This window comes from Azotobacter beijerinckii, assembly GCF_900110885.1.
Lineage (GTDB): Bacteria > Pseudomonadota > Gammaproteobacteria > Pseudomonadales > Pseudomonadaceae > Azotobacter > Azotobacter beijerinckii.
The window spans coordinates 68,137-83,173 of the sequence record NZ_FOFJ01000019.1; the positions used below are offsets into that span (position 1 = coordinate 68,137).

At 63.9% G+C, this 15,037-nt stretch carries 11 protein-coding genes and 2 pseudogenes; 8 read left to right on the top strand and 5 right to left on the bottom strand.

Features of this window, described 5'->3' with window-relative positions; translation table 11 throughout:
* Positions 1-15 precede the first annotated feature (15 nt).
* The 3 genes from BMY22_RS11700 to ttcA all read right to left on the bottom strand — a co-directional run bounded on the left by BMY22_RS11700 (position 16) and on the right by ttcA (position 3,135).
* A complete protein-coding gene (locus tag BMY22_RS11700; protein ID WP_090622135.1) occupies positions 16-687 on the bottom strand; it encodes a DNA-3-methyladenine glycosylase I in 672 nt (223 codons plus the stop codon).
* 91 nt (positions 688-778) lie between these two features.
* Entirely contained in the window at positions 779-1,843 is a 1,065-nt protein-coding gene (locus BMY22_RS11705) for a 3-deoxy-7-phosphoheptulonate synthase (protein WP_090622137.1), read from the bottom strand.
* Between the two features lie 467 nt (positions 1,844-2,310).
* Positions 2,311-3,135 carry a tRNA 2-thiocytidine(32) synthetase TtcA gene (gene ttcA, locus BMY22_RS11710; protein ID WP_090622138.1) on the bottom strand — a complete coding sequence of 275 codons (825 nt, stop codon included), beginning with the start codon at positions 3,133-3,135 and terminating at the stop codon, positions 2,311-2,313.
* A gap of 278 nt (positions 3,136-3,413) precedes the next feature.
* Between ttcA and BMY22_RS11715 the strand changes: the two genes are divergently transcribed.
* On the top strand, positions 3,414-4,013 hold the full coding sequence (locus BMY22_RS11715) for a Yip1 family protein (RefSeq protein WP_090622140.1): 600 nt from the start codon (positions 3,414-3,416) through the stop codon (positions 4,011-4,013).
* Positions 4,014-4,121: 108 nt separating this feature from the next.
* Positions 4,122-4,616, top strand: a complete 495-nt coding sequence (locus BMY22_RS11720; protein ID WP_090622141.1) for a SprT family zinc-dependent metalloprotease — start codon at positions 4,122-4,124, stop codon at positions 4,614-4,616.
* Here BMY22_RS11720 and BMY22_RS11725 read toward each other — a convergent pair.
* Complete coding sequence (locus BMY22_RS11725; protein ID WP_090622143.1) at positions 4,591-5,919, bottom strand: dicarboxylate/amino acid:cation symporter; 1,329 nt, start codon at positions 5,917-5,919, stop codon at positions 4,591-4,593. The two genes, BMY22_RS11720 and BMY22_RS11725, sit on opposite strands and share 26 nt — an antisense overlap.
* Before the next feature lie 308 nt (positions 5,920-6,227).
* Here BMY22_RS11725 and BMY22_RS11730 point away from each other — a divergent pair.
* The 5 genes and pseudogenes from BMY22_RS11730 (at position 6,228) to BMY22_RS11750 (ending at position 13,862) form a co-directional block, all read left to right on the top strand.
* Positions 6,228-7,014 (top strand): annotated as a pseudogene (locus tag BMY22_RS11730) (dienelactone hydrolase family protein).
* Between the two features lie 73 nt (positions 7,015-7,087).
* Entirely contained in the window at positions 7,088-7,816 is a 729-nt protein-coding gene (locus BMY22_RS11735) for a 4'-phosphopantetheinyl transferase family protein (protein ID WP_090622144.1), read from the top strand.
* A 653-nt stretch (positions 7,817-8,469) separates the two neighbouring features.
* Positions 8,470-11,352 (top strand): ribonucleoside-diphosphate reductase subunit alpha, encoded by a 2,883-nt coding sequence (locus tag BMY22_RS11740; RefSeq protein WP_090622146.1) that lies wholly within the window; start codon positions 8,470-8,472, stop codon positions 11,350-11,352.
* Between the two features lie 292 nt (positions 11,353-11,644).
* Positions 11,645-12,895, top strand: a complete 1,251-nt coding sequence (locus BMY22_RS11745; RefSeq protein ID WP_090622147.1) for a ribonucleotide-diphosphate reductase subunit beta — start codon at positions 11,645-11,647, stop codon at positions 12,893-12,895.
* A 118-nt stretch (positions 12,896-13,013) separates the two neighbouring features.
* Complete coding sequence (locus BMY22_RS11750) at positions 13,014-13,862, top strand: hypothetical protein (protein WP_090622149.1); 849 nt, start codon at positions 13,014-13,016, stop codon at positions 13,860-13,862.
* A 28-nt stretch (positions 13,863-13,890) separates the two neighbouring features.
* Here BMY22_RS11750 and BMY22_RS11755 read toward each other — a convergent pair whose 3' ends face one another.
* Complete coding sequence (locus BMY22_RS11755; RefSeq protein ID WP_090622151.1) at positions 13,891-14,634, bottom strand: class I SAM-dependent DNA methyltransferase; 744 nt, start codon at positions 14,632-14,634, stop codon at positions 13,891-13,893.
* Positions 14,635-14,860: 226 nt separating this feature from the next.
* Between BMY22_RS11755 and BMY22_RS11760 the strand changes: the two are divergent.
* Positions 14,861-15,037 (top strand): annotated as a pseudogene (locus BMY22_RS11760) (IS4 family transposase); the annotation flags it as partial.

A 15,037-nucleotide genomic window follows, 5' to 3' on the forward strand; every position in this document is an offset into this window, starting at 1 on the left:
CCGGGCGGCGCATCGTCAATGGTTCACCGTGTGGGCGAGCATCACCGACAGTTGGCACAGCGGCCGGCCGCTGTCGGCCTGCCAGCGGTTGAAGGCGTCCTGCACCGCGGCCAGATCCTTCTGGCTGCTCGGCGCCTTGTCGACGATGCCCTGGGCCCTGAGCGCGGCCACCACGTCGTCGGTGGGGATGAAGGTGTCCTTGCCGACCATGCGCAGCAGGCGCGGCGCCGACAGCCCGCCGAGCTGGTTGCCGTACTTGGCCAGGTATCTCCACAGACCGACGATATCGCCGACCGGCCAGTCGGCGATCAGCGTCCCGAAACGGCCCTTCTCCTGCGCCACGTCCAGCACGAAGCGGGCGTTGCGCGGCACGCTCCCGAGCTTGGCCAGATGGCGGATCAGCCGCTGGTCGTGCATCAGCCGCTCCAGATGCTCGTCGCCCATCAGCACGACCTTGTGCGGATCGAAGCCGAAGAACGCCTCCTCGAAGGCCGGCCATTTGGCGTCCACCAGGCTGTGCTTGAGACCGGCCCGGAAGATCCGCAGGCTGATCAACGACAGGTAGCGGTCATCGGTTATCGCGCGCAGCTCGTCGGCGCTCTTCGATTGCGGCAGCTGCGCCTCCAGCGCCGCCGCCGAGCCGAAGCGGTTGAGACAGTATTCGTGCAGCCAGTGATAGTCGCGCATCCTGTAGGTCCGGTCCGGAAAAAGCAGCCGCAGAGGTTGCCCGCAGGGGACGCCGCCCCGCAAGTGCGTATTGATGCAAGGCGGCAGCGCTTCAGCCGCGCAGGCGCCGGGCCGCTTCCAGCAGCAACCGTTCGGTGCCGCTCCAGCCGAGGCAGCCGTCGGTGACCGAAACGCCGTAGCGCAGCGCGCCGGACAACGGCTGGCAGCCGTCGAACAGATGGCTCTCCAGCATCACCCCGCGCAGGCTCGCATCGCCGGCCAGACGCTGCTCGAGCACGCTGTCCAGCACGGCCGGCTGGCGCAGCGGGTCCTTGCCGCTGTTGGCGTGGCTGCAGTCGACCATGATCCGCGCGGCGATGCCCTGGCGCTCCAGCGCCTGGCGGGCACCGGCGACGCTGGCTGCATCGTGGTTCGGCCCGCCATGGCCGCCGCGCAGCACCAGATGGGTGTCCGGGTTGCCGCGGGTCTCCAGCAGGGCCGGATGGCCCAGCTCGTCGATGCCGAAATGCCGATGGGCATGGGCGGCCGAGCGCATGGCGTCGCAGGCGATGCCCAGGCTGCCGTCGGTGCCGTTCTTGAAGCCCACCGGCAGGTCCAGGCCACTGACCAGCTCGCGGTGGATCTGCGACTCGCTGGTGCGCGCGCCAATGGCCGCCCAGCCCAGCAGGTCGTCGAAATAGCTGGCCGCCAGCGGCTGCAACAGCTCGGTGGCCAGCGGCAGGCCCAGCTCCAGAATGTCCAGCATCAGCCGGCGCGACAGGCGCAGGCCTTCGGCCATGTCGCCGCGGCCATCCAGGTGCGGATCGTAGACCAGCCCTTTCCAGCCGACGGTGGTGCGCGGCTTCTCGACGTAGGCGCGCATCACCAGCAGCAGCCGGTCGCTGACCTGCGGCGCCAGAGCGGCCAGGCGCGCGGCGTATTCCAGGGCAGATGCGGAGTCGTGCAGCGAACAGGGGCCGACCACCACCAAAAGGCGCGGGTCCCGACCGTCGAGCACGGCGCGGATGGCGGCGCGGTCGGCCTGGACGCGCTCGGCGAGCGCAGGACTCAGCGGCAGACGCTGGCGCAGCACGGCGGGACTGGGCAACGGCTGGGCGCTGCGGCGGGCGGAAACGGACTCGGCGGTGGCGAGCTGGGCGGAAACGGATGCATTCATGATCTGGCGGTCCTTGGCCGGCGCGGGAGATCCCGCGGCGGCACTAGTCGATTGTTCGTTCGAGGGGTGTCGGGGCGGCGACGAAGCGGCTAAATCGCCAGTCATGGCGGTAATAACGGTAAGTGCTGCGATAGCTGATCATCGGCGACTCCTCGTGGTGCGGGCCTTTGGCGGCCGGAAAAACAAAACCCCCGGTCGGGTTGCCGACCGGGGGTTTGCGAAAACTTCTGGTGGCGACCCTGTTTACTGGGGCGCCTGTGGGGTATCAGGCGCGCCTGTGGCTAAACCAATACCCGAAGTAATAACCGGCAGCCGCGACCTGCCGCGCACGGCCCGACGCAGTGCGCGCGGCACCGGCGTGGACGAGGGACGGAGGGTCGAGGCTGAGCGGCATGCTGTTCTCCATGAGATATCCGAACCTTACCCCAGCGCCCCGGCGGCTTTCAACCCGGCCGTTTCGACGAGGCTCATAGACTCATCACGTCGACGAAGCGCGGCGTGGCCTCGTCGTCGATGCGCAGACCGGCGAAGTCGAACAGCTTGCGGTCGGCCAGTTGCGAGGGGTGCACGTTCTGCAGGGCGCGAAACATGATCTCGGTGCGCCCCGGCGACTGGCGCTCCCACTCGCGCAGCATCTCCTTGACCACCTGGCGCTGCAGGTTCTCCTGGGAGCCGCAGAGGTTGCAGGGGATGATCGGGAATTCCTTGAGCCTGGCGTAGGCCTCGATGTCCGTCTCGCTGCAGTAGGCCAGCGGGCGGATCACCACGTTGCGGCCGTCGTCGGAAAGCAGCTTGGGCGGCATGGCCTTGAGGGTGCCGCCGTAGAACATATTGAGGAAGAAGGTCTCGAGGATGTCGTCGCGATGATGACCGAGGGCCATCTTGGTCGCGCCGATCTGGTCGGCGAAGGTATAGAGGGTGCCGCGGCGCAGGCGCGAGCACAGCGAGCAGGTGGTCTTGCCTTCGGGGATCTTCTCCTTGACCACCGAGTAGGTGTCCTTCTCGATGATGTGGTACTCGACGCCGATCGACTTCAGATAGGCCGGCAGCACGTCCTCGGGAAAGCCCGGCTGCTTCTGGTCCATGTTCACCGCGACGATCTCGAATTTGATCGGCGCCACCTTCTGCAGGTAGAGCAGCACGTCGAGCATGGTGTAGCTGTCCTTGCCGCCGGACAGGCAGACCATCACCTTGTCGCCCTCCTCGATCATGTTGAAGTCGGTGACCGCTTCGCCGGCCAGGCGGCGCAGGCGCTTCTGCAGCTTGTTCTGATTGACCGAAAGGGTGCCCATGGTGCTGTGAATCCGCGAAGGTACGAAAGGCCGGGCATTTTACGCGCAAAGGGCGCCCAGCCCCAGCCCGCTTCCCCGGCCTGCCGTCGCCGGACGGTAATACTGTAGCGTTATCACCTTCCCACGAAAGAGAGCAAATCACTCTAAAGCCACGGTCTGCGCGGCCTCCAGACGACCTCTATACTTCGACTGCAAGGTCGCGGGGCTGGATTGGCGCCCGTCGCATGCGCGAGGGACTGTCTGGGGCGGTCCTCACAATAAAAAAGAGGAGAGCTGGCATGATCAACCACGTCTGGGGGTTGTTCACCCATCCCGATCGGGAGTGGCAGGAAATCCGTGGCGAAGAGGAAAGCATCGGCCACATGTATCTCACCCATGTACTGCTCCTGGCGGCGATTCCCGCCGTCTCGGCCTTCATCGGCACGACCCAGATGGGCTGGAGCGTGGCCGGCGGGGAGCCGATCAGGCTGACCGTGGCCAGCGCGCTGCAGATGAGCGTCATGACCTACCTGGCGATGCTCGCCGGGGTGGCGGTGATGGGCGGCTTCATCCACTGGATGGCGCGCACCTACGACGCCAACCCGAACCTGACGCAATGCATCGTGTTCGCCGCCTACAACGCGACGCCGATGTTCGTCGGCGGACTGGCGGCGCTCTACCCCAGTCTCTGGCTGGCCATGGCGGTCGGCACCCTGGCCGTCTGCTACACGACCTACTTGCTCTACGTCGGCCTGCCGACCTTCATGAACATCCCCCGCGAGGAAGGCTTCCTGTTCTCCAGCTCGGTGCTCGCCGTCGGCCTGGTGGTGCTGGTGGCGATGATCGCCATCTCGGTGATCCTCTGGGGGTTCGGCGCCGGCCCGGTGTACGTCGGCTGACGCCCTTTCCAGGCAAACGACAAGCCGCCTGCGGGCGGCTTCGTTTTGTCCGCTTTCCGGGCTGCGGAGTTCTTTCGGCATAATGGCGCGGACAGGAGATAACGCCCCATGCCCGAATCGATTCTTGCCCGTGTCGAAGCCTGCTTCCGCCAGGCCGAAACCTTCTTCGAGCGCCGTTTCGCGCGCCCGCAGGTCAGCCTGCAGTTGCGTGGACAGAAGGCGGGAGTGGCCCATCCGACGGAAAACCTGCTGCGTTTCAACGCCCAACTGTACCGGGAGAACCGCGAGGACTTTCTCAGGCAGACGGTGGCCCACGAAGTGGCCCACCTGGTCGCCTATCAGTTGCTCGGGTCGGGAATCCGACCCCACGGGGAGGAGTGGCAGAAGATCATGGAGGAGGTCTACGGACTGCCGGCGAAACGCTGCCACGACTATGCCGTGCAGCGCCGCCTCGCAGCCCGTTACCTGTACCGCTGCCAGTGCCCGGACGGCGAGTTTCCCTTCACCGCGCAGCGCCATTCGCTGGTGCTGCGCGGTCGTCGGTACCTGTGTCGCCGTTGCCGGGCGGTACTGGAGTTCAGTGGCGAGCAACGCCTTCAGTGACCAGAACCGGCTCGGCTGACGCCTCGACGGCAGTCTCCTTGCCCTGGCTGGCCAGCTCGCGCTGCATCTGCTCGCTGTCCAGCTGACCGACCCACTTGGCCACCACCACGCTGGCCACGCCGTTGCCGACCAGGTTGGTCAGGGCGCGGGCTTCGGACATGAAGCGATCGATACCGAGGATCAGCGCCAGACCGGCCACCGGCACATGGCCGACCGCCGACAGGGTGGCCGCCAGCACGATGAAGCCGCTGCCGGTGACCCCCGCCGCGCCCTTGGAGGCGACCAGCAGCACGGCCAGCAGGGTCAGTTGCTGGGTCAGGTCCATCGGCGTGTCGGTAGCCTGGGCGATGAACACCGCGGCCATGGTCAGGTAGATCGAAGTGCCGTCGAGGTTGAAGGAATAGCCGGTCGGAATCACCAGGCCGACCACCGACTTGTGGCAGCCGAGCTTCTCCATCTTTTTCAGCATGCGCGGCAGCACCGACTCGGAGGACGAGGTGCCGAGCACGATCAGCAGCTCTTCGCGGATGTAGCGGATAAAGCGCAGGATGTTGAAGCCATTGGCGCGGGCGATACCGCCGAGCACCACCAGGACGAAGAGCAGGCAGGTGACGTAGAAGCACAGCATCAGTTGGCCCAGTTGCACCAGAGAGCCGACGCCGTACTTGCCGATGGTGAAGGCCATGGCGCCGAAGGCACCGATGGGCGCGACCTTCATGATCATGTTGATGATGCCGAACATCACATGGGCGATGCGGTCGATGAACTCCAGCACCGGACGGCCATAGTCACCCATGCGCTGCAGGGCGAAGGCGAAGATCACCGAGAAGAACAGCACCTGGAGGATGTCGCCGTTGGCAAAAGCGCCGACCACGGTGCTGGGGATCACGTTGAGCAGGAAGCCGATGGTGCTCTGCTCGCCGCCGGCCTTGGCATAGGCCGCGATGCCGCTGGCATCCAGGGCCGAGACATCGATATGCATGCCGACGCCCGGCTTCACGATATTGATCACCACCAGGCCGATGATCAGGGCCACGGTGGAAACAACCTCGAAGTACAGCAGCGCGATGCCGCCGGTCTTGCCGACCGCCTTCATGTCCTGCATGCCGGCGATGCCGCTGACCACGGTACAGAAGATGATGGGAGCGATGGCCATCTTGATCAGCTTGACGAAGCCGTCGCCCAGCGGCTTCATCGCCGCCCCGGTTTCCGGATAGAAATGTCCCAGCGCGATGCCGACGGCGATGGCCACCAACACCTGAACGTACAGACTCTTGTAGAAAGGTTGTTTTTGATTGGACATTGCAAGGTCCTCACAAGCGACGCCTGAACTCCTTCCTGGATATGGACGCCACCAGACTGGGTACCTCCCTCCTCCGGGGAGATTCTTGTAATCCCCGCAGGCGGGGCTGTTCAATCCATGAGGCAATGCATATGCCAGTCCGCGAAAAATGCGGATATATCATTAATAATCAATGACTTATAAAAAATATCCGCAACAGAAAGAGCCTGAAAGGGCGGATATCCGCCGACCCGGAGGCGAGATTCCGCCAGAGGCCGGCTAGGCTTGGACCAACCATCGCCACGCCCCACGAAAAGGGAGAAATCGGTATGCGTCACTACTTGCCCGGCCTGCTTCTGCTGGCCTTCAGTACCGCCAGCCTGGCGGAGATCCAGACCCGCGAACTGAGCTACCGGAGCACCGACGGCACGCCCCTGGTGGGTTACTACGCCTACGACGACGCCCTCGACGGCCCACGCCCCGGGGTCGTGGTCGTGCACGAATGGTGGGGGCTGAACGATTACGCCAAGCGCCGTGCCCGCGACCTCGCCGGCCTCGGCTACAGCGCCCTGGCCATCGACATGTACGGCCAAGGCAAGAACACCCAGCATCCGGCCGATGCCAAGGCCTTCATGCAGGCCGCCACGGCCAATGCCGAGAGCGCCAAGGCGCGCTTCCTGGCCGGCCTCGAGCTGCTCAAGGCCCAGCCGCAAACCGACGGCCGGAAGCTCGCTGCGATCGGCTACTGCTTCGGCGGCCGGGTGGTGCTGGACATGGCCCGCCAGGGCGTGCCGCTGGCCGGAGTCGTCAGCTTCCACGGCAGCCTCGCCAACCACCACGCCCGCCACCCCCGGCAGCGTCAAGGCCCTCGTGCTGGTCGCCCACGGCGAAGCCGACAGCTTCGTCAGCGACCAGGACATCGCCCACTTCAAGCAGGAGATGGAGCAGGCCGGCGCCAGCTACCAGTTCAACCGCTACCCTGGCGCCAAGCATGGCTTTACCAACCCCGATGCCGACGCCCATGCGGGTCACGGCCTCGACATCGGCTACCAGAAGGAAGCCGACGAACGCTCCTGGGCCGACATGCAGGCGTTCCTCAAGCACGTCTTCAAATGAACCCGCGGGAGCGGGCCTGACCGCAACGCTTCCCGCCCTACCCAGCCACGGCCGTCCACGGCAGAATATCGCCATGCCCTTCTCCAGCCCCCTGCCCCCCTGCCTCGGCGAGCCGAGCGAGCGCTGGCCGCTGCCCCTGGCACTGCCCGCCACCGCACTGGTCAGCATCGACTTCGACCCGGCCCGGCTGCACGCCGCCGACTTCGAGGCCTGCGGCATCGCACCGATCCGCGGCGTGGCCAAGCGCCAGGCCGAATACCTGGCCGGACGCTTCTGCGCGCGAGCGGCCCTGCTGCGCCTGACCGGCGCCCCCGGCATACCGGCAGTCGGCGAGGACCGCGCGCCCCAGTGGCCCGCCGGGGTGGTCGGCTCGATCACCCACGGCGCCGGCCTAGCCGCCGCTCTGGTCGGACATGCCGGCAACTGGCGCGGACTGGGGCTGGACACGGAAACCCTGCTCCCGGCCGAACGCGCCCTGCGCCTGGCCGAACAGATCCTCACCCCCGCCGAACGGCGCCACCTGCCCGGCCGCACGCCCGAGGCACAGGCCTGGCTGACCAGCCTGACCTTCTCCCTCAAGGAAAGCCTGTTCAAGGCGCTCTATCCGCTGGTTCGCCTGCGCTTCTACTTCGAACACGCCGAACTGCTCGACTGGAGCCCCGCCGGCCAGGCGCGCCTGCGCCTGCTCGCCGATCTCGGCCCGGAGTGGCCGGCCGGCAGCCTCCTCGAAGGCCAGTTCGCCTGCGAAGGCGAGCGTCTGCTAACCCTGGTGGCCATTCCCGCCGAAAAGCCCGGGCGATAGGCGTCAGCCTGCGGACGACTGTATCGCCCTCGCCGAACCGTTCAGCCCCTTGACAGAAAAATCAGAAACACAAGATGTTGTGTTTGTGCATACCAGCCAAAATCCTCCGCCGGCCCGCCGAATTCATCCATGTCGGCGACCAGCGGCCCAAGCCAAGAGCGGTGCGGCCTGCGCCCAAATACCCTCCGGTCACCCACCGACGACCCACACTTTATCCACAGGTTACCCCCATCGCCTTGCCTTGCACTACCTTCCGAAACGCACCATCTTGTATTACCATCCGCCGCCGCATCTATATGTAGCGGCATGGACCGGAAAACACCCTGCTCGCAAGAGTTCTGGAAACTCCAGTCAACAGCCGTTTCCACCCGGTTTCCCATGCCACCGGAGTCACGCTCAGCCAGCCGCGAATGCGGCTGGAATTGTTTTCAGCGGCAGGAATCATACCGACCAGACAAGCATGCCACTGGCGACACCACCACTAGATGTTGTGGTTTCGACTTTGTGGACTAAAGTCAAGTCGCGGCACTGCATTCGAAACACCAGGAGGACGCCCGCCACAGCGATCCATCCGCCGCCCCGTCGCGGGCCGGCGGCGAAGACATCGCTGTCCCGGGCGTCCGAGCAGACACCTCTCACAATGGAGCCCCCCCATGCATACCGACGCCACTCGCGAAACCCTGTCGCCCGGCGCACCACGGACCGCCGAGTCGACCCCTGACCTGGCCGCCACCGCGCCCGGCCAGCTACGGGTGATCAAGCGCAACGGCACCGTCGTTTCCTACACCGACGACAAGATCACCGTGGCCATCACCAAGGCGTTCCTCGCAGTGGAGGGCGGCACCGCCGCCGCCTCGTCGCGCATCCATGAAACCGTCGCCCGCCTGACCGAGCAGGTCAGCACCACCTTCAAGCGGCGCATGCCCTCCGGCGGCACCATCCACATCGAGGAGATCCAGGACCAGGTGGAACTGGCGCTGATGCGCGCCGGCGAGCACAAGGTCGCCCGCGACTACGTGATCTACCGCGAAGCCCGCGCCCAGGAACGCAAGCGCAGCGCCGCCGCCCAGGAAGTCGCCCAGCCGCACCCGAGCATCCGCGTCGCCCGCGCCGACGGTGTCCTCGTCCCACTGGACATGGGCCGCCTGGACACCATCATCGGCGAAGCCTGCGAAGGCCTGGCCGAGGTCGATGCCGGGCTGATCCAGAAGGAAACCCTGAAGAACCTCTACGACGGCGTGGCCGAGAAGGACGTCAACACCGCCCTGGTGATGACCGCGCGGACCCTGGTCGAGCGCGAGCCGAACTACTCCTACGTCACCGCGCGCCTGTTGATGGACACCCTGCGCGCCGAAGCCCTGGGCTTTCTCGGCGTCGCCGAAGCCGCTACCCACCACGAGATGGCCGACCTCTACGCCAAGGCCCTGGCGGTGTACGTCGAGAAAGGCATCGAGTTCGAACTGCTCGACCCGAAACTGCGCGGCTATGACCTGGCCAAGCTGGGCGCCGCGCTCGACCACGAGCGCGACCAGCAGTTCACCTACCTCGGCCTGCAGACCCTCTACGACCGCTACTTCCTGCACAAGGACGGCATCCGTTTCGAGCTGCCGCAGGTGTTCTTCATGCGCGTCGCGATGGGCCTGGCCATCGAGGAGCCGCAGAAGGAAGCGCGCGCCATCGAGTTCTACAACCTGCTGTCGTCCTTCGACTACATGGCCTCCACGCCAACCCTGTTCAACGCCGGCACCCTGCGCCCGCAGCTCTCCTCCTGCTACCTGACCACCGTGCCGGACGACCTCTCCGGCATCTACAGCGCCATCCACGACAACGCCATGCTGTCCAAATTCGCCGGCGGCCTGGGCAACGACTGGACCCCGGTGCGCGCGCTCGGCTCCTACATCAAGGGCACCAACGGCAAGAGCCAGGGCGTGGTGCCCTTCCTCAAGGTGGTCAACGACACGGCCGTAGCGGTCAATCAAGGGGGGAAACGCAAGGGCGCGGTCTGCTCCTACCTGGAAACCTGGCACCTGGACATCGAGGAATTCCTCGAGCTGCGCAAGAACACCGGCGACGACCGCCGTCGCACCCACGACATGAACACCGCCAACTGGATTCCCGACCTGTTCATGAAGCGGGTGTTCGAGGACGGCCAGTGGACCCTGTTCTCCCCGTCCGACGTGCCGGACCTGCACGACCTCACCGGCAAGGCCTTCGAGGAGCGCTACGAGTACTACGAGGCGCTGACCCAGTACGGCAAGCTCAAGCTGTTCAAGACCATCGCCGCCAAGGACCTGTGGCGCAAGATGCTCTCCATGCTGTTCGAGACCGGCCACCCGTGGCTGACCTTCAAGGACCCGTGCAACCTGCGCAGCCCGCAGCAGCACGTCGGCGTGGTGCACAGCTCCAACCTCTGCACCGAGATCACCCTCAACACCAACAAGGACGAGATCGCCGTCTGCAACCTGGGCTCGATCAACCTGGTCAACCACGTCAATGACGGCAAGCTGGACACCGCCAAGCTCGAACGCACCGTGAAGACCGCCGTGCGCATGCTCGATAACGTCATCGACATCAACTATTACTCGGTGCCGCAGGCGCAGAACGCCAACTTCAAGCACCGCCCGGTCGGCCTCGGCATCATGGGCTTCCAGGATGCGCTGTACCTGCAGCACGTCGCCTACGGCTCGGAGGCGGCCATCGCCTTCGCCGACCAGTCGATGGAAGCGATCAGTTACTACGCCATCCAGGCCTCCTGCGACCTGGCCGAGGAGCGCGGCGCCTACTCCACCTTCGACGGCTCGCTGTGGTCCAAGGGCATCCTGCCGCTCGACTCGCTGGACATCCTCACCGAACAGCGCGGCGCCAAGTACATTGAGGTCGACCGCAGCAGCACCCTCGACTGGGCGCCGGTGCGCGAGCGCGTGAAGAAGGGCATGCGCAACTCCAACATCATGGCCATCGCCCCGACCGCGACCATCTCCAACATCATCGGCGTGTCGCAGTCCATCGAGCCGACCTACCAGAACCTCTACGTGAAGTCGAACCTCTCCGGCGAGTTCACCGTGATCAACCCCTACCTGGTCCACGACCTCAAGGCGCGCGGCCTGTGGGACGCGGTGATGGTCAACGACCTCAAGTACTACGACGGCTCGGTGCAGCAGATCGAGCGCATCCCGCAGGACCTCAAGGACCTCTACGCCAGCGCCTTCGAGGTGGAGACCAAGTGGATCGTCGAGGCCGCCAGCCGCCGCCAGAAGTGGATCGACCAGTCCCAGTCGCTGAACCTGTACATCGCCGGCGCCTCGGGCAAGAAGCTCGACGTGACCTACCGCATGGCCTGGTTCCGCGGCCTGAAGACCACCTACTACCTCCGCGCCCTGGCCGCGACCAGCGCCGAGAAGTCGACCATCAACACCGGCAAACTCAACGCCGTGTCCTCGGTGATCGACGAGAGCCTGTCCGCCGCCGAGCCCAAACCGGCGCCGGTGCCACAGGCCTGCAGCATCGACAACCCCGACTGCGAAGCCTGTCAGTGAGTGGCTAATCCGCGGTCCCCAGAGCGGACCCCGCGTCGTTGCGCGACGGTCCGGCCCCCATCACGTACTTCCGTACGCCCAGGGGCTCCGAACCGCCGCGCGCCTAGCGCTGCCTCGCTCTGGAAACCGCTCGGCCCGCACCAGGCCGAACCGCTTTTAGTCCTCTCCCAAGGGAGAGGGCCGGAGAAAGGGGCGCGCTCCCCTTCCCTACAGATTCCGCGTTTCCCGCGCCGCGGGAGGCCATCCAACTTGCACCGACCGGCCCGTCCGGTCCCGATCAGGAGAAATCGCCATGCTCAGCTGGGACGAATTCGACCAACCCGAAGAAGGCGCCGCCGCCAAGCCGGTCGCCGCCGCGCAACCGCCGGCCGCCGTGAGCCTGGAGCGCCTGGACAGCGTCGGCGACGCCGCCGCCCACGACGCCCGCGCCATCGCCGCCGACGACTCCGCCGCCGTCGCTCGCGCCAAGGCCGCCCTCGACCAGCTGGACATCGCCGAAGGCCTGGCCGAGCTGGAAGGCGAAAGCGCCCGCGTCACCGTCGACGCCAAGCGCATGATCAACTGCCGCGCCGACCTCAACCAGCTGGTGCCCTTCAAGTACGACTGGGCCTGGCAGAAATACCTCGACGGTTGCGCCAACCACTGGATGCCGCAAGAGGTCAACATGAACGCGGACATCGCCCTGTGGAAGAGCCAGGACGGCCTGACCGAAGACGAGCGGCGCATCGTCATGCGCAACCTCGGCTTCTTCTCCACCGCCGACTCGCTGGTCGCCAACAACCTGGCGCTGGCCGTGTACCGCCTGATCACCAACCCCGAGTGCCGCCAGTACATCCTGCGCCAGGCCTTCGAGGAAGCCATCCACACCCACGCCTACCAGTACTGCATCGAGTCGCTGGGCATGGACGAGGGCGAAATCTTCAACATGTACCACGAGGTGCCGTCGGTGGCGAAGAAGGCCGCCTGGGGCCTCAAGTACACCCGCGCCATCTCCGACCCGGAATTCGACACCGGCACCGTCGAGACCGACAAGGAACTGCTGCGCAACCTGATCGCCTACTACTGCGTGCTGGAAGGCATCTTCTTCTACTGCGGCTTCACCCAGATCCTCTCCATGGGCCGCCGCAACAAGATGACCGGCGTCGCCGAGCAGTTCCAGTACATCCTGCGCGACGAATCCATGCACCTGAACTTCGGCATCGATGTGATCAACCAGATCAAGATCGAAAACCCGCACCTGTGGGATGCCGAACTGAAGGACGAAGCCACCCAGATGATCCTCCAGGGCACCCAGCTGGAAATCGAATACGCCCGCGACACCATGCCCCGCGGCGTGCTCGGCATGAACGCGGCGATGATGGAGGACTACCTCAAGTTCATCGCCAACCGCCGCCTGAGCCAGCTCGGCCTGCCGGAACAGTACCCGGGCACCACCAACCCCTTCCCGTGGATGAGCGAGATCATGGATTTGAAGAAGGAGAAGAACTTCTTCGAGACTCGTGTGACCGAGTATCAGACGGGTGGGGCGCTGGCCTGGGATTGACTCCAGTCGGCGACGACCGAAAGATAGAGCGCTTTACCTGAAATGGATGTTTGGGGCAGCGAGTAGAAAGACAAAAGCCCCCGCCTTGTGCGGGGCTTCTTTTAAGAACGAGAACCCCATGAGCTCTTCTGAACTTTCAAGAATTAAAGAAAGATCAAAAAGCAGAAAACTGATAAACGAAATATACGACAATGCGATCCGCACCTACCTCATACACTATTCCTGCGAATCCCTTTACGAAAACTCAACAGGTGGATCAACTCGCGTAACATCAATTGCCATTAGAAACCTAAAGTCCGCCCAAACAAAATCATGGTCAATCCATAAGTCAGCCGAACTTAAAGGACAACTTACCAGCATCCAACAAAATATTGACAGCCTTGAAAAGTCCATGCTTGATGGATATTTCTCTTTCCTAGAAACTCATCGAGACCATACATTTATACACTGGAATATGCGCGATGAGAACTATGGCTTTGCTGCACTAGAACACAGATACCACGTACTTAGCGGAACACCGTTTGAACTCAACGACGACAAAAAAGTAGACCTTGCAAGAGAGCTAGTCACTCTCTACGGCAGGAAGTATGCCCCGCATACATCGCCCAAAGGGAGAAAAGGGCGACTAATGAGCATCGTCGAAATGAACAACATAGCTGACCTTGATGCCCTCCCTGGCGCAGAGGAAGCAGATGCGTTCACGAAAGGCGAATACTTAAAGCTTCACCAATCCACACTAAGAAAAGTAGATATCCTCGCCAACATATTTGATCGAATCCACGACAAAAGCATAAAAACAAATGCAGATTTCATGGATAAATACGGAATACACCCTGTTGCCATACTAGAGCTAGCCAAAAATAACATCCTAGTGACAGGCCTAATATTCTTATCTTCCATTGGAATTGCAATTATCAACTGCAGCAGAATTTTTGCGTGGGCGAAATCCCTACTAGGGTTTGTCTGAAAAGCGAGCGAGGTAGCCTGGAAGGGCCTTACCGCTTCACACAGGCAAACAAGGCATTCCCGGAGGTTCCGCTCCAGGGAATGAGCTTTTCGTAATCATGCTCGAACACATGAACCTCGAAGTACGGTTGCAGAAGCGTCTGCAACTCCTCGAAGCTCACCGCGACCATGGGGTGTTCGTCGTGCCACACCTGGGTTTCGCCCGCTACGCTTCGTTCGATACGAAGTTTGAGCGACTGCCGCTCGCCCTGGCCGGCGTAGTTCCAGCCGGAACTGAAGCGGAACAGGCCGTCAGCGTGCCGTGCGCTGTGCGTCACGAATGAAGCGTTGTCGATTTGGTGCTTGTCGACCGCGTTGAAGCAGAAGAGCCCGTTGGCGGCCAGTGCGCGGTGCGCGCTGGCGATGCAGGCCTTCAGCCTGTCGATTCCGCCGCTGTAATGGATGGAATACAGAAAGCAGGTGATCAGGTCCTGCGGCCCGTCCACCGTGAAGGCGCACATGTCCTGGCGGGAGAAGTGCGCCTCCGGACAACGCAGGGCGGCGCGGTCCAGCATCGGCTGGTTGATGTCGAGGCCGCTGCTCGAATAGCCGGCACCGATGAAATGGCGGACATGCGGCCCGGTTCCACAGGCCAGATCGAGATGCCGGCGCCCACCATTGCCGAACAGTTGCTGCAGCCGGTGAACGCAGTGGCTTTGCGCCGGGTAGTCGATATCGGCGCACATCAGGTCGTAATAACCGGACAAGTCGTTATAAAGGGCATTACCGGACATGATGGCCTGATGTTCCAAGCGGAGCGTGGGGGGCGCGCATCATAGCCCAACCCGGGCGAGGCAGCCCGGGCATCCCCGCTGGAAAATCGCTGCGCGAGTTTTTCACCCTACGGGGCACCCCTTTCAAGGTCTTTACGTAAACTCCCTTCCCTAAAACCATCAAGAGGGCAAGGCGGTGTGGGACGAGATTCTGGCGCGATTCGAGAAGCAGGCACCGGCCAGCGTCATGGCACGGCTGGTGTTGGAACGGGCGATGCCGGCTGCCTGGGTCGACGAAGTGTTCGAGACCAACCGGCAGCGCCAGTATCCCCGGGAGCTGCTGTTTTCCACCGTCGTCGAGCTGATGTCGCTGGTTTCCCTGGGGCTGCGCCCTTCGCTGCATGCCGCCGCGCGCCAGATGGAC

Bases quoted from the DNA above. Each gene is read 5' to 3' on its own strand.
- BMY22_RS11700 (WP_090622135.1), bottom strand. From the start codon at position 687: ATGCGCGACTATCACTGGCTGCACGAATACTGTCTCAACCGCTTCGGC.
- BMY22_RS11705 (WP_090622137.1), bottom strand. From the start codon at position 1,843: ATGAATGCATCCGTTTCCGCCCAGCTCGCCACCGCCGAGTCCGTTTCC.
- ttcA (WP_090622138.1), bottom strand. From the start codon at position 3,135: ATGGGCACCCTTTCGGTCAATCAGAACAAGCTGCAGAAGCGCCTGCGC.
- BMY22_RS11715 (WP_090622140.1), top strand. From the start codon at position 3,414: ATGATCAACCACGTCTGGGGGTTGTTCACCCATCCCGATCGGGAGTGG.
- BMY22_RS11720 (WP_090622141.1), top strand. From the start codon at position 4,122: ATGCCCGAATCGATTCTTGCCCGTGTCGAAGCCTGCTTCCGCCAGGCC.
- BMY22_RS11725 (WP_090622143.1), bottom strand. From the start codon at position 5,919: ATGTCCAATCAAAAACAACCTTTCTACAAGAGTCTGTACGTTCAGGTG.
- BMY22_RS11735 (WP_090622144.1), top strand. From the start codon at position 7,088: ATGCCCTTCTCCAGCCCCCTGCCCCCCTGCCTCGGCGAGCCGAGCGAG.
- BMY22_RS11740 (WP_090622146.1), top strand. From the start codon at position 8,470: ATGCATACCGACGCCACTCGCGAAACCCTGTCGCCCGGCGCACCACGG.
- BMY22_RS11745 (WP_090622147.1), top strand. From the start codon at position 11,645: ATGCTCAGCTGGGACGAATTCGACCAACCCGAAGAAGGCGCCGCCGCC.
- BMY22_RS11750 (WP_090622149.1), top strand. From the start codon at position 13,014: ATGAGCTCTTCTGAACTTTCAAGAATTAAAGAAAGATCAAAAAGCAGA.
- BMY22_RS11755 (WP_090622151.1), bottom strand. From the start codon at position 14,634: ATGTCCGGTAATGCCCTTTATAACGACTTGTCCGGTTATTACGACCTG.